The organism is Mucilaginibacter sp. 21P (assembly GCF_019331605.1).
Lineage (GTDB): Bacteria > Bacteroidota > Bacteroidia > Sphingobacteriales > Sphingobacteriaceae > Mucilaginibacter > Mucilaginibacter achroorhodeus.
The window spans coordinates 2,293,624-2,307,042 of the sequence record NZ_CP063061.1 but is presented as its reverse complement, the minus strand read 5'-3'; the positions used below and the strand labels follow the sequence as shown (position 1 = coordinate 2,307,042).

Below are 13,419 nucleotides of genomic sequence, written 5' to 3'. Positions count from 1 at the left end.
CCTAATAAGCGGTTATAGTTTTGCTATGGTCGATGCAGAAAGGGTATCAACTGCAGGTGTTTCCTGCATTACAAAATTGGTTGGTGCAGTATCGTCAAGCAGTTTTGACGTATAGTTGCTATCGTTACCGTTAATATACAATAACGAACCACCTTTAATAGTATTGATCACCGTATTTGATACCTCCGGTGATACTGCAGGGCAACCAAAGCTACGACCTAACCGGCCAATCTGGTTGATCGTATTCTGGCACACGTAGTCTGCAGCGTGTATAACAATACCACGGGCACGTGCTGCGCTGTTTATACCAGCTTCTAACCCATCTAAACGTAAAGAACGGCCGTGTTTGCCAAAATAAATATCGTCAGTTAGGTAAAAGCCCAAACTGCTCTCGTGCGATTCATTTGTATTGGAAAAACGGCTGGCCATATCGTCCCCACTACCCTGCCCATGTGCAACCCAGGTATTTAAGACAAGGGATCTGTTGAGGATATCAACTATCCACATGCGTTTAACACGGCTTGATTTATTAAAATCAACAACGGTTAAATAATTAACGCTGTGCAGTTTGTTGTTCAGTTTCAGATTTAAATAGCCTGTAAATGCTTTCTGGAAAACAGAAAGATCCATACCGCTTTGCTGCAAATTGGCCGTATTGTACACATCGGCAACATACTTTGCAAAAAGTTCTTTAGCAGTAAATGATTTTAATGATTTGTTTTTAATTGCGTCTGCCGGCTTCCAGCTTATAATTGCTACAGATATAACAAATAAAACGCAAACAATCCACCACAAGTTTTTCCTCATACTTTATCCGGTTTAATCAATAAGTTTATGTTCGGGTAACGCAGATTAGGTTGCTGCAATTATTACAAGTATTTCAAATATACGCTTAAAACAGAAATAAATTGTCACTAAAGTCTAATTTACTACTTTAATGACAATTTATTGCTTTAAAGATTATCGGAAAAGAGGTCTGGAATTTATTTATTCCAAGTGATCTTTTCCTCCAAAGATACCTTGCGTTTACCTTCCGGTTGCTGGTCTGTATAGCCTAAGAACAGTACACCTAATACAGAATCTTCTGCACCTAAGCCAAAATGTTCTGCAAAGGCCGGTTTAAGTACCATACCACCGGTGCTCCAAAATGCACCTATGTTTAACGCGGTAGCACCTAAAAGCAGGTTCTGCACAGCGCACGATGTAGCAATTATCTCTTCAAAAACAGGGATTTTAGGCAGGTCGCCGCGTTTTTGATAAGCTATAATAACGTGTGATGCTGCATTTGCCTGATTGCTTAAGTTATTGTAAACAGTTTCGTTAAAGCTTTCGCCGGGATTTGCTGCCTTGTAAAGCTCGGCATGCTGCTTACTGTAATGTACCGGTTCCTCAAAAATAATAAAACGCCAAGGCTCAGTATTACCGTGGTTAGGCGCCCAGTCTGCCAGTTCTATAATTGATGCGATGTGGCCGTTGGGTATTTTATGGCCATTCATGGTAGATGGCTTAATGGTACGGCGGGCCTTGATGTTATTTGCTATTACTGAAAAATTATTATCCATTACTATGATGTTTTAAAGTGGGCGAAATTACGATTTTTTGGCTTGCAGCAAGTAATTCAATAGCGCATTTAGTAGCCTGTTTTTAGGTTTTTGTATATTTTTTTAGTCACTTTTTAACTGTTTAACTCGCGTCATCGGCATACCAACTACTGTTTGGTATCTTAAAACCCACATTTGTTTAAATGCTTATTAGAAGATAGTTAGAGGCACTTTTAAGCACTACCCATGGTCATTTCCGGGCTTCTTTTACAACAAAAGGCTCTATGGCACCTTTGTTGACTATGCCCTGTAACCCGTACTATATAACGTAGCTACGATAGTTTTATTAAAAACAATCAATATGAAATTACATTTAAAAAAAGCATCGTTATTGGCATCATGCCTAATAATTGGTGGCAAATTATTCGCACAAACCCCCGACGCTAATTTAGACACTAAAAATTACGTACAGCCATTTTCAGGCGGCGGTTCGTTCCGTACCTGGACAATAGGTGTGCATGGTGGTTTATTAACCCCGTACACTATCTTCGGTACAAATGGTCGTCAGGATTTCAGAACACCGCAATCAGAGATCGGTTACGGTGGTTACATCGCTAAACAATTTTTACCTGCGTTTGGCTTACAGGCTGATTTCTTAAGAGGCCAGGTTAGCGGTACAAATTCACAAGCGGCAGGCCTTATCTCTGAAGGCAGCAGCTTTAACACAAAATTAGATTGGAGCGCAGCATTAAAGGCAAACTTTACTTTAGCAAACATTAACTGGTTTAACCGCAAAGGTGCTATACAACCTTACTTAAGCGCCGGTGCCGGTTACATGGGTTACAAAACCACAGTTACTAACAACACACCAGGTGCTGCAACAGTATCTACCAATGGTACCAACAAAGAATGGTTTGTACCGGTAGGCCTTGGTTTCAAATTTAATGTGGCATCAGGTGTTAACATTGATTTGGGTTACCAGGTTAACTTTGTACAGGCTGATAACTTTGACGGTGTAAATGCAGGTACAACTAATGACAGGTTCTCTTATGCGCACATCGGTTTAGAGTTTGCTTTAGGTAGCAGCAAAAAACCTCAATTGTCTGCTTACAACCCGGTAAACTCAATGCGTACCGAGTACTTATGGAAAGCACAACAATTGCAAGCACAAGTTGACGCTGAGAAAGCTAAAAATGCTGAATTACAACGCGGACTTGAAGAAACCAATGCGAACGTTGCAAAACTTACAGTTGACAGCGATGGTGACGGTGTAATTGACCTTAACGACAAATGTCCGAACACCCCATCAGGTACTAAGGTAGATGGTTCAGGTTGTCCGTTAGCTAAACCGGTAGTAGTTGTAACAGAAGAAGATCGCCGTGTGGTTAGAGATGCAATTGCAAACCTTGAGTTTGACTTAGGTAAAGCTACCATCCGCGATAAATCATTCCCAAGCTTAGACAGGGTTGCCCGCTTATTGGTTGACAAAAACTTCAGCTTGAAATTAGCAGGTCACACTGATAACACTGGTTCTAAAGACTTAAACATGCGTTTATCTAAAGACCGTGCAGAAGCTGTTAAAACATACCTTGTTGAGAAAGGTGCTAACCCATCTCGTATCGAGGCTACAGGTTACGGTCAGACTCAGCCTATTGCAAGTAACAAAACTGCAGCAGGTCGTCAGCAAAACCGTCGTGTAGAGTTTACATTGTATTAATAGATAATAATACGATCATAACAAAGGCCGCTCCCAAACAGGAGCGGCCTTTTCTTTTATATTGGTAGCACAATAGCTTTGAACACTATTTGATATTATGGCTTTTTAGCAGCGCCTATCAGATCAACATCCACCAGTTCTAATGACTTAACCATATTCTGAACGGTAGTTTTATATTGCTTAAAATGAGCCGTTTCAATGTGCTTTTTGTAAGCGTCAACATCAGCATAAATTTCGAGGATAGTAATGTGCGACGGATCTTTCTGATCGGCAACAGCATAATAGGTTAGCACACCCGATTCTGTTGCTACCGCGGTGGCCATTTGCTTTTTTAATGCTGTGTTGTAAGCATCAAGTTGTGCTGGGTCAACAGTGATTTTGGCGAGACGTACCATCTGTTTTTTAGTTTGAGCTGATGCGGTGATCGATAGCGTCATCAGGCATATAGCCGAAAGGTAAAATATTCTGTTCATCATTTATTTTTTCCATTAAAAAAGCCCAACCTTTGTTGAGCTTCGTTTATTTAAAATAACGCCGGATACTTCCCGGGATTTGCTTCGTGCATTATCCTGTAAACCTTTTCTACCACGTCATCAACAGATGGTTTACTGAAATAATCGCCGTCTGATCCGTACGGAGGCCTGTGCTCGGCAGCTGATAAAGTTTGTGGTTGTGCATCAAGCAGGTAATAACCGTTTTGCGCCTCTATAATTTTTTGGAGGATGTAAGCAGAGCCGCCGCCCGGCAGATCTTCATCTACAATTAATAATTTATTGGTTTTTTGGAGCGATGCGCCGCAGATATTATCAGTATCGAAAGGATACAGTGTTTGCGGATCTATCACTTCGATGTTGATACCTAATTTTTCCAAATCAGGAATAGCTTCCATCACCACACGCAGCGCAGAACCATAACTTACAACAGTTATATCCTTACCTTCTTTCAAAATCTCAGCTTTGCCAAGCGGCACGGTAAATTCACCCACGTTAGCAGGAAGCTTTTCTTTTAAACGGTAACCGTTAAGGCACTCTATAACCAATGCCGGCTCATCGCCACGCAGTAAAGTATTGTACATACCTGCTGCCTGCGTCATATTACGAGGAACGCAGATATGCAATCCTCGTACAGCACCCAAAATAAGCCCAAGCGGTGAGCCCGAATGCCAGATGCCCTCTAACCTGTGGCCGCGGGTGCGTACAATAACAGGTGCGCGCTGGCCACCGCGGGTGCGATAACTCAAACTGGCAAGATCATCACTTAAAACGGTTATTGAATATAACAGGTAATCCAGATATTGTATCTCTGCGATAGGCCTTAAACCACGCATGGCCAGGCCCATACCCTGCCCTATAATGGTAGCTTCACGAATACCGGTATCTGTAATGCGCAGGTCGCCATATTTACCTTGCAGGCCGGCAAAGCCCTGGTTCACGTCCCCAATAGCACCAACATCTTCGCCAAAGGCAACAATGCTCTTATCGCGCTCAAAGTTTGCATCGAAGCAAGCATTAAGCACTTCGCGGCCATCCATCACTTTGGCATCATCTGTATACTGCGGTGCAATAACAGGTACATACAAAGGCGACTTAGGGGTATCAGAGAACAGTTTAGAGTTATAACGCTCTTTGTTCTTATCATTTTCTGCGGCCAGCCAGCCAACAAGCGAATTTCTTGCATCCGATGGCTCATTGATAGTTAAACGTAAAGCTTTACGAACGGTGCCAACCGTATCTTTCCTGCCGGGATCAACACATGTTTGCAAGCCCGACATCAACTTTTGCAGATCACCCCGATGTTGTGATGGCTGTGCAATAGCATCAAGCATTTGCAATACCTGGTGCATCTCTTCCTTTATCTCGGTCTCAAGCTCATTCCAAGCTTCTTTCTGTGAGTTGCGCACATGCTTTTTGGCTTCAGCTTCTAAAGCATCAATTTCCTCATCAGTTATAATGGCCGATTGGATCATCCATTTACGCATCTGCACCAGGCAATCGTGCTCTTCTTCCCAGGCCAGTCTTTCTTTGGTCTTGTAGCGCTCGTGCGATCCGGACGTAGAGTGGCCTTGCGGCTGTGTCATCTCTATTACGTGAATCAGTACGGGTACATGCTCTTCGCGGCAAAGTTTGATGGCACGCTCGTAGGTTTCGCAAAGGGCAACGTAATCCCATCCCTTTACTTTAAATATCTCGTAGCCGTTTCCTTTGCTATCGCGCTGGAAACCTCTTAATACTTCAGATATATCTTCTTTGGTAGTTTGTAGTCTCGCCGGAACAGAAATAGCGTAAGCATCGTCCCAAATGGAAATGGCCATCGGCACCTGCAAAACGCCTGCGGCATTAAAGGTTTCGAAAAACAGCCCCTCTGATGTTGAACCATTACCGATAGTGCCAAAAGCAACCTCGTTCCCGTTTACTGAAAACTGTTTCAGGTATTCGAGCTCCTTATTTTGACGATACAATTTTGAAGCATAAGCCAATCCCAACAAACGCGGCATATGCCCTCCTGTGGTAGAGATATCGGCAGAGCAGTTCATGGTTTCGGCCTGGTTTGTCCAGTTGCCATCGGCATCAACGTAGCGTGTTGCGTAGTGGCAATTCATTTGCCTGCCGCCTGATGCAGGGTCTTTCTCAATATCAGGATGCGCATAAAGCTGAGCAAAAAACTCTTTAAGAGTACTCATCCCGGTAGCAAACATAAATGTTTGGTCGCGGTAGTATCCGGCACGCCAGTCGCCCTTTTTAAAGGCCTTGGCCATTGCCAGTTGAGCAACCTCTTTGCCATCACCAAAAATGCCGAATTTTGCCTTTCCAGTAAGCACTTCTCTCCTGCCTAACAAGCTTGCCTGCCTGCTTTCGTAACCTATACGATAATCATTAATGACGATCTTTTTAAAATCGTCAAAACTAAGTTCGGCAGAATTGATTCCGGTAGCTGTGTTTAATGCAGTTTCTGGCATATTATATTCTGATTAGGCGGTAAAAGTAGGAAATTCTATTTTGTTTCGGTAACTGGTTAATGCAAAACGGTTAGATTTCACTTAAGTTTTGACATTATATCAAACCTTTTATATTTGTAAAAGTCAAACACAAAAAAGATGAAAAAATTTATTCTGATATGCGCAGTGGTTTTAGGTTTCGCCTACACTGCATCAGCCCAAACCGCCGAATTCAAATTTAACGAAGAAAAGCATGATTTTGGTAAAATTCCGCAAGGCAAACCGGTAACCACTGTGTTTGAATTTACTAACGTTGGCACTACCCCGTTGATCTTAACCGAAGTAAAGCCTACTTGTGGCTGTACAATTGCCGATTACACTAAAACACCTGTACCACAAAACGGTAAAGGTACTATCAAGATCACTTACAATGCTGCTGTTGTATCTGCCTTTAACAAAACAATTGTAGTTACATCAAACGCTAAAACACCAACTAAATACTTAAATATTGTTGGTGAAGTGGTTGCCGGCAGCGCGCCTGCAAGTAAATAAGTTAAAAGCTTAAAAATAAATTTAGTTAAGGCACCATTAGCGGTGCCTTTTTTTTGGCCTCTCCCCAATCACTTTCGATGGAGAGAACCAAATAATACCTTTCAAACAACTCTCAATTCAAAACCCTTTGCTTTGGAGAGGATTTAGGTAAGGCTTAACAATAGTTGTCATCAGTGTACAGTTCGGCATAGCCATAAAAGCTTAGGAATAATTAACCTGGTCTGCGTATCTCCAATAGTTTTCCCTTTAGATGTGGCTCATTTTTTTTACTAATTTTGGCGCATGCCAAAAATTTCTCAAAAAGGGCTGCATATGCCCGCTTCCCCAATACGTAAACTAACCCCGTTTGCAGATAAAGCTAAGGCTGATGGTAAAAAAGTATATCACCTTAACATCGGCCAGCCGGATATTGAAACACCAGATGGCATGCTTAATGCCATTAAAAATATCGACTTTAAGGTTTGGGCATATACCCCATCAGAAGGGACTTTAAGCTACCGCAAAAAACTGGTTGAGTATTACAACAAGCTTGGCTACAACATTACGCCTGATAACATTATTGTAACAACCGGTGGGTCTGAAGCTATCACCATAGCCATGATGACCTGCCTTGATCAAGGTGACGAAGTAATCATCCCGGAGCCTTTTTATGCAAATTACAATGGCTTTGCCAACCAAACAGATATTGTTGTAAAACCGATTCTGTCATATATAGATAACGGTTTTGCTTTGCCGCCGATTGCGGAATTTGAGAAGGTGATAACCGAAAAAACCAAAGCTATCATTATCTGCAATCCTAATAACCCTACCGGATATTTATACTCACGCGAGGAATTGGAAGCATTGAAAGCGCTTTGCCTTAAATATGATCTGTACCTTTTTAGTGATGAAGCCTACCGAGAGTTTTGCTATGATGGCCGCACGTTTGTTTCGCCGATGCACCTTGATGGTTTAGATGAGAACGTGGTTGTGATGGATACGGTAAGCAAACGTTACAGCGCATGTGGTGCCCGTTTAGGATGTTTGATCACTAAAAATAAGGAGATTATCTCAACAGGTTTGAAATTTGCACAGGCCCGCCTTTCACCAGGCATGGTAGAGCAGATTGCTGGTGAAGCTGCCGTTGATACGCCTGATGAATATTTTGAAGCGGTAAGTAAAGAATACACAGAACGCCGCGATACATTGGTTAATGCTCTTAACCAGATGGATGGTGTTTACTGCCCTAACCCGGGCGGTGCGTTTTACGTGGTAGCGAAATTACCGATTGAAAACGCCGACAAGTTTTGCCAATGGATGCTGGAAAGCTTTAGCCATGATAACCAAACCGTGATGATGGCACCGGCTACAGGTTTCTACAGCTCGCCGGGCGCAGGCGCAAATGAGGTACGTATGGCATACGTATTAAACAACAACGACTTGAGTAAAGCAATGGAATGCCTTGCTGAGGGATTGAAGCAGTATCCGAGAAGGACTTTGTAGTTTGCGGTTTTTAAGTTGGCAGTTAGTAGTCTGAGCATGCACTGGATGCTTTTGATACATATTGCTTTTGACATTATGATAACTGTTAACTGCCTGCGGCAAACTAAAAAAGCGTATATTTGTTATTGATTTAACTGCAAACTGGAAACAGCCAATTGCGAACTCAACAGAAATGGGGTCGACCGGAATTGACAGGATGGAGATAAATAGGTAAGCATGCAGCGCGTTGGGTGAATTAGCGCTTAAATCTGAACGCTCAAACTTACAAATGGCGAAAATAACTACGCCTTAGCTGCCTAATTTAGAATTAGCATAGCTTTTGTCCCGCCGGTTTTCCGTTCTGTTGAATCGGTATTTGGGGCATCATCAAACAGAACTGGTCTGCTTACGGTGCGATAAGTGGACGAGATAAAGCACCTACGGATACGGTATAGGCAAGCAACTGGCCTTCCTTGTCCCGACAATTAAACAGAAGCTAAGCATGTAGAAAGCTTATCTTATACCATGTTTGGACGAGGGTTCGAATCCCTCCGGCTCCACGAAATCAGGTCTAACTGAGTTAAAAACGCTATAAATCGATGCTTTATAGCGTTTTTTTTATTTTAGTCAAATGGCTATATTATTCACCAAATAGCGATAAAAAGCAGCGCAATTTGATGAGTAACATTTCAAGATTTCTTACCCACCAGGCTTGCTATTTTTACTTGATAATCTAAATTTTTAAAAATATGAGCATCTTGGTCAGGCTGATTGTAAGCTTAATGTTGTATCACTTTTTAATGTAAAAGATTATGGAAACTAACGTCAGCTTGCTTTTTTATTTGAGAAAGCCAAAAACAAATCCCACCTAATTAATTAATAATGCTTAAACTCAGACTATTTTTTACGGCGTTCATCCTTATGTCTGTCGCCTCTTCCGCATTTTCAAAACCACCCAAAAAGAAGAAATATGTAATTATCGGCTATGTAGGGGGCTATCAAGGCTTGTTTGACACCAGTATGGTTGATGCATCTAAACTTACGCACATCAATTATGCATTTGTTGATGTACAGCAGAATAGGGCCTGGCTAACCCATGAACGTACGGATACTACCAACTTTAAAAACCTGATAAAACTCAAAAAGAAAAATCCGAACCTAAAGATCTTAATATCAATAGGCGGTTGGACCTGGAGCAGCAACTTTTCTGACATGGCTTTGAGCGATACTTCAAGGCGGGGTTTTGCAAAGAGTGCAGTAAATATTATCAAAAAATATAAGATGGATGGAATAGACATTGACTGGGAATATCCCGATAACATCGGCGCAGGCAATAGGTTCCGGCCGGTAGACAAGCAAAATTATACCCTTATGTTTAAAGCTTTAAGGCATGAATTAAACGTACTACAAAAAGAAACAGGTAAAAAGCTTTTATTAACGGCAGCTGTAGGAGGATTTAAACGTTTTTTGCAACATACCGAAATGAACAAGGTGGCTAATTATCTTGATTATGTTAACATGATGACTTATGACTATTTCCAGGATAGCCTGGGCATCGCTGTCCACCATACTAACCTGTTCGCTTCCAAAAAATATGTTACTCGAGATAACGCGGACAAAGCGATAAAAGAATATGTGGCTGCGGGTGTACCTTGTAACAAATTGGTAATGGGTATGGCTTTTTACGGGCGATCATCGAGCGTAGCAGACAGTACAAACTGGGGCTTAGGTGTAAAGACAGTTGAACACATGCGCGGAGGCGGATACACGTTTATAAAAGATAGCCTGCTTATTAATAACGCTTTCAAAGAATATCGGGACACCGACGCTATGGCACCCTATCTTTATAATAGGGCAACAAAACAATTCATTAGTTATGATAACGAGTGGTCTGTTCAAAAAAAATGCGAATATGTAAAGAAGAATGGCCTGGCCGGTGTGATGTTTTGGGAATACGCAGATGATAAGAAAGAATATCTGCTGAAACAGGTGAATACCACATTACGTGGTGTGAGTAGTAAATGATTTGAGTTTTTTGAGATTGTCTTTTTCATATAAATAGGGCTTGGATCTCCAAGCCCTATTATGTTATACCTATAAAAAACTGATAAGTTCTGCGGTACAGTTACATATCCCGCTTCATCTAACAATACCAAACCAGCGTTGCAGGTCCACATACCATTTTAGTCATTATCACCACACAAATGTGCCAACAGCACCTGCAACGAGCGTACACAATGCGGCTTTGCCCTGATCTGGGGAGGGCTAAGGGGCGGTATTTCCGTGGCATTGGCATTGTCTCTTCCCGATTTTGATTATAAACCGCTGATCCTTACGGCCGGCTTTGTGATCGTGGTATTTTCGATCGTTGTGCAGGGTTTAACCCTGAATAAGGTAATTGGCATGACATTGAGCAGGAAATAACGGAATGTTGGAGTTGTCACTCAATTTAACGTTGCGCAATATTGGCTGATAATCAACAAAGGCACCATCAATGATTATTTTCAAATAGACTTGATAAGGATCATCCTGTTTGAAGGTATTTTCCAACATAACGTAATAATTAAGGTTAATAATATCAAAATGCAGCACTTGCAAATAATTATAACAGGCCGCTCAAGACCTTTTACCCGTTAACTTTTTCTGATAATCATCCTCCAGCTCGTCAAGCTCTTTGTAATAGTTTTTCTTATCCATAAATAACGATGGCCAATAGCTTTTTGCGGCATTATACTTTTGAAGAAGGTCAAATTGAGAGCCATGAGAAGCCAGCCAGATATCAAATTTCAGCTTTTTCATAGCTGCTATGGTGTAACTATAATCTTTGGCGATTTGTGGATAACTTGGTATGGCATTAAAACCCTTTTCAGTCACTATCGTAGGAAGGTTGGCTATCAATACACGATACGTACGGCTCTTGTCCTTCACCTTGAAAAGGTAGCTGCATGAGCCTTTGGTATGTCCCGGGTGATGCAGCATGGTCAAATTCATTTCACCCAACAAAATGTGATCAGCATTATGAAGGGTACGGTCTACATTAATAGGTTTAAAGGTGCGATATTTGCCGTCCAGGTCGTAATCAGACAACCCTCCATCGGTAATAATTGGTGCATCAGCATAATCAGCAAACATTTTTGCACCAGTTACTTTTTTTATTGCTGCCATAGCGCCTAAGTGGTCAAAGTGAGCCTGCGTGGTCAATAATATTTTAACATCGCTTATTTTAAAACCAAGTTTTTTGATATTATCTAATATATTTCCTTCTGAAGATGCCAGACCTGTATTAATTAAGATATGGCCGGCTTTTGTGGTGATCAAATAACATGCAAGGTCGGCGGTGCCCACGTAGTAAAGGTTACCAACTATCCTAAATGGTTCGATAGGTCTTGTCCATTCCGGATATTTCGTTGCGGTAGGTTCTCGCACAACTTGCGCGTAACTGGCCGCTGCAAGTGTTAGAAACATAAGAATGAACAAGGCCTTCCTCATAATTTTTAATTTGCTTTTCGTAATTGTACCTCACCGAGGCGGTTAAGAACGTAGTTTCAAAATTACTGATGAACAGTTACTACAGTTATCATATTGCCACGGGCCACTAAAGTAAAAGTATTTGGCGGTTTTTGGAGCGAATAGCTCAGTTTCCGCAAGTTTGGTATCATCAAGAAGGCAAGCTTGGGTAAATACGTCGCTACCGGGGGCAGGTTTGGCTTTCCTTGCTCTTTTTATCGAAAGCCCTTTACGGACTGGATCTGTCTAATTTAGATGATTTGCAAGGTGCTATAACCGATACTGTGTATTACAGGCTCATGGTAAAACAAACTAAAATATCGACCGTTTTAAAGCCTGTGTGACCATCTTTTTAGATACAGTTAATTATGAGAGCTAATAAATATTTTGTACCGGGTTGTCCATTAATTTTTTGTTTATGCTTGATGATAATAACATCTGTAGCCCAAGCATCAAGATTTTCACTTAAAAACGAACAGGTTGACACGACTGACTTTTCCATTACATCACCCGTAAGTCTTAACGTATACCCGGCAAAACTTAATAATGGGTCTGGCCCTGGCCGACTTTATATCAACGCCATGCGAATAGGCGGTGTGCCAATTACACTTCCGTTGCTGTTCGATACCGGTTCAGCCGGCGTAACGTTGGATGCACTTAAAATTTTCCCGCCTGAACTTGTAGATGAGCATGGTTTTAAATTTAAAAAAGGACAGGATACCCTAATATACAAAGGTATAGTGGTGACCCGTACTGCCGTACAAAAAGTTTATGGCTCTGCAGGGGCCGTTGAAACTAAAGAGTTTGGAAATATTGGCTTTGCTACGCTGATGGTGGGCGATCAAACAGGGGCTTTGAATTTACAGAAAATGCCCGTTATGTTCTTTTATGCAAAATCAGCAAACGGCAAGGAGTCAACAAACGGGCTTGGATCTGTATTCGGCGTGAACACTACTTTCAACACAGTGACAGGCGTAAATGAGCGCACGACATTTAAATTAGTGAGTCCATTGAAATATTTGAATTACCGAAACGGATTGATACCGGGCTTTAAATTAAGCCCCTTACAATTATTTGGTTGTGCCATCAAAATACCGGGCAGCTGCCGCCCAAGCCGTTCACTAACAGTTGGCCTAACAAACGCAGACTTTAAAAACTACCGTTTCAACCAACTTACCCCTCAAGCGAAAGCACAAACAGGACAAGTATCGGCACACTTTCCTGCATACCCCGAATTACCTTTATATCATCCCGAAATAGCTGCTACCATAGCTACCGAAAGTCAACAAATTCCGGTCAGTGTGCTCTTAGACTCTGGTAACCCCGGCGTCGTTTTAAACGCCTCAGCGGAGGATCTTCACGCAGATCAATATCCAATAATAAAACTTATGTTGCCTTCCGGTCAAACCTATTTTTATAATCAGCGGAGGGCAAATTTTTCGACACGGTTTAATCCATCAAGCAAACGGAGCGTTTTTGGCATTTATTTTTTCACCGTATTCGGTTTTGCAGAGGATTATCAGAATGGTCGTATTGGCCTGAATCGCACAGCTAATTGATAGTTGGCAGCATTTCCGAGCAGTAATGAAAAACTGAGACGATGTGGTTCGATCATCTGTAAGCTACTGAACACAGGTTTAGATACAGGACAGGCTTTTAACAGGTTACCAGCGCTTCACTTACAGCACTACAAAATCACTCGAATT

At 41.7% G+C, this 13,419-nt stretch carries 11 protein-coding genes and 1 other RNA gene; 6 read left to right on the top strand and 6 right to left on the bottom strand.

Annotated elements, in window-relative coordinates:
* Positions 1-12: 12 nt before the first annotated feature.
* Together INP83_RS10550 and INP83_RS10545 are read right to left on the bottom strand one after the other, a co-directional pair.
* On the bottom strand, positions 13-807 hold the full coding sequence (locus tag INP83_RS10550; RefSeq protein WP_146271776.1) for a murein L,D-transpeptidase catalytic domain family protein: 795 nt from the start codon (positions 805-807) through the stop codon (positions 13-15).
* A 176-nt stretch (positions 808-983) separates the two neighbouring features.
* Complete coding sequence (locus INP83_RS10545) at positions 984-1,562, bottom strand: nitroreductase (RefSeq protein WP_219127414.1); 579 nt, start codon at positions 1,560-1,562, stop codon at positions 984-986.
* A gap of 340 nt (positions 1,563-1,902) precedes the next feature.
* On the opposite strand from INP83_RS10545, the gene INP83_RS10540 reads away from it, so the two are divergent.
* Positions 1,903-3,258: a DUF6089 family protein gene (locus INP83_RS10540; protein ID WP_146271772.1), complete on the top strand. Its 1,356-nt coding sequence runs from the start codon at positions 1,903-1,905 to the stop codon at positions 3,256-3,258.
* 95 nt (positions 3,259-3,353) lie between these two features.
* Here the strand turns inward: INP83_RS10540 and INP83_RS10535 are convergent, their stop codons facing one another.
* Both INP83_RS10535 and INP83_RS10530 read right to left on the bottom strand, forming a co-directional pair.
* Complete coding sequence (locus tag INP83_RS10535; protein ID WP_219127413.1) at positions 3,354-3,734, bottom strand: putative quinol monooxygenase; 381 nt, start codon at positions 3,732-3,734, stop codon at positions 3,354-3,356.
* Between the two features lie 47 nt (positions 3,735-3,781).
* Complete coding sequence (locus INP83_RS10530; protein WP_219127411.1) at positions 3,782-6,214, bottom strand: thiamine pyrophosphate-dependent enzyme; 2,433 nt, start codon at positions 6,212-6,214, stop codon at positions 3,782-3,784.
* 138 nt (positions 6,215-6,352) lie between these two features.
* Here INP83_RS10530 and INP83_RS10525 point away from each other — a divergent pair, with 138 nt between their 5' ends.
* The 4 genes from INP83_RS10525 to INP83_RS10510 all read left to right on the top strand — a co-directional run bounded on the left by INP83_RS10525 (position 6,353) and on the right by INP83_RS10510 (position 10,231).
* Positions 6,353-6,745: a DUF1573 domain-containing protein gene (locus tag INP83_RS10525; RefSeq protein WP_146271768.1), complete on the top strand. Its 393-nt coding sequence runs from the start codon at positions 6,353-6,355 to the stop codon at positions 6,743-6,745.
* A 282-nt stretch (positions 6,746-7,027) separates the two neighbouring features.
* Positions 7,028-8,227 carry a pyridoxal phosphate-dependent aminotransferase gene (locus INP83_RS10520; protein ID WP_219127409.1) on the top strand — a complete coding sequence of 400 codons (1,200 nt, stop codon included), beginning with the start codon at positions 7,028-7,030 and terminating at the stop codon, positions 8,225-8,227.
* 174 nt (positions 8,228-8,401) lie between these two features.
* Positions 8,402-8,769, top strand: a transfer-messenger RNA (tmRNA) gene (ssrA, locus tag INP83_RS10515).
* A gap of 319 nt (positions 8,770-9,088) precedes the next feature.
* Complete coding sequence (locus tag INP83_RS10510; protein ID WP_255563294.1) at positions 9,089-10,231, top strand: glycoside hydrolase family 18 protein; 1,143 nt, start codon at positions 9,089-9,091, stop codon at positions 10,229-10,231.
* Positions 10,232-10,585: 354 nt separating this feature from the next.
* Here the strand turns inward: INP83_RS10510 and INP83_RS10505 are convergent, their stop codons facing one another.
* Together INP83_RS10505 and bla are read right to left on the bottom strand one after the other, a co-directional pair.
* Complete coding sequence (locus INP83_RS10505; RefSeq protein ID WP_219127407.1) at positions 10,586-10,759, bottom strand: hypothetical protein; 174 nt, start codon at positions 10,757-10,759, stop codon at positions 10,586-10,588.
* Between the two features lie 63 nt (positions 10,760-10,822).
* Complete coding sequence (gene bla, locus INP83_RS10500; RefSeq protein ID WP_219127405.1) at positions 10,823-11,695, bottom strand: subclass B3 metallo-beta-lactamase; 873 nt, start codon at positions 11,693-11,695, stop codon at positions 10,823-10,825.
* A gap of 443 nt (positions 11,696-12,138) precedes the next feature.
* On the opposite strand from bla, the gene INP83_RS10495 reads away from it, so the two are divergent.
* Entirely contained in the window at positions 12,139-13,272 is a 1,134-nt protein-coding gene (locus INP83_RS10495; protein ID WP_219127404.1) for a hypothetical protein, read from the top strand.
* Positions 13,273-13,419: the final 147 nt, after the last annotated feature.

What these genes read in the sequence shown, in the direction of transcription:
- INP83_RS10550 (WP_146271776.1), bottom strand. Translation starts at nt 807, where the DNA reads ATGAGGAAAAACTTGTGGTGGATTGTTTGCGTTTTATTTGTTATATCT.
- INP83_RS10545 (WP_219127414.1), bottom strand. Translation starts at nt 1,562, where the DNA reads ATGGATAATAATTTTTCAGTAATAGCAAATAACATCAAGGCCCGCCGT.
- INP83_RS10540 (WP_146271772.1), top strand. Translation starts at nt 1,903, where the DNA reads ATGAAATTACATTTAAAAAAAGCATCGTTATTGGCATCATGCCTAATA.
- INP83_RS10535 (WP_219127413.1), bottom strand. Translation starts at nt 3,734, where the DNA reads ATGATGAACAGAATATTTTACCTTTCGGCTATATGCCTGATGACGCTA.
- INP83_RS10530 (WP_219127411.1), bottom strand. Translation starts at nt 6,214, where the DNA reads ATGCCAGAAACTGCATTAAACACAGCTACCGGAATCAATTCTGCCGAA.
- INP83_RS10525 (WP_146271768.1), top strand. Translation starts at nt 6,353, where the DNA reads ATGAAAAAATTTATTCTGATATGCGCAGTGGTTTTAGGTTTCGCCTAC.
- INP83_RS10520 (WP_219127409.1), top strand. Translation starts at nt 7,028, where the DNA reads ATGCCAAAAATTTCTCAAAAAGGGCTGCATATGCCCGCTTCCCCAATA.
- INP83_RS10510 (WP_255563294.1), top strand. Translation starts at nt 9,089, where the DNA reads ATGCTTAAACTCAGACTATTTTTTACGGCGTTCATCCTTATGTCTGTC.
- INP83_RS10505 (WP_219127407.1), bottom strand. Translation starts at nt 10,759, where the DNA reads ATGTTGGAAAATACCTTCAAACAGGATGATCCTTATCAAGTCTATTTG.
- bla (WP_219127405.1), bottom strand. Translation starts at nt 11,695, where the DNA reads ATGAGGAAGGCCTTGTTCATTCTTATGTTTCTAACACTTGCAGCGGCC.
- INP83_RS10495 (WP_219127404.1), top strand. Translation starts at nt 12,139, where the DNA reads ATGATAATAACATCTGTAGCCCAAGCATCAAGATTTTCACTTAAAAAC.